The sequence below is a fragment of the Bacillus pretiosus genome (genome assembly GCF_051294775.1).
GTDB lineage: Bacteria > Bacillota > Bacilli > Bacillales > Bacillaceae_G > Bacillus_A > Bacillus_A wiedmannii.
The window spans coordinates 1-295 of the sequence record NZ_JBPPHF010000311.1 but is presented as its reverse complement, the minus strand read 5'-3'; the positions used below and the strand labels follow the sequence as shown (position 1 = coordinate 295).

1 pseudogene is annotated in these 295 nt (G+C 38.6%); it reads right to left on the bottom strand.

Annotation, left to right across the window (positions count from 1 at the left end):
- Positions 1-295, bottom strand: a pseudogene (locus ACSG5Z_RS31020) (BCCT family transporter); the annotation flags it as partial.

The window sequence follows — 295 nt, the reverse complement described above, 5'->3', positions numbered from 1 at the left end:
CCGCAGATATAGTAGAAACAGCTACTACACAAAAAATAATAGCTAATTGAGTAGTAAACACATCAGGAATGTTAAACAATGCTTGTAACCCATAACTTGCTTGTAGACCTAAAAATCCGATTGCACCAATCGTCCCTGCAGCTACCGCAATAATGGCAAATACATCGATCATTGTTCCAAGCCAACTCTTTCGCAATCTCTCCCCAAAGATAGGAAATAAAAGCGTTCGAGGTTTTAACGGCATATCTTTATGATAATGCCCGTACATCATAACTACCGCACTAATTGTACCTTA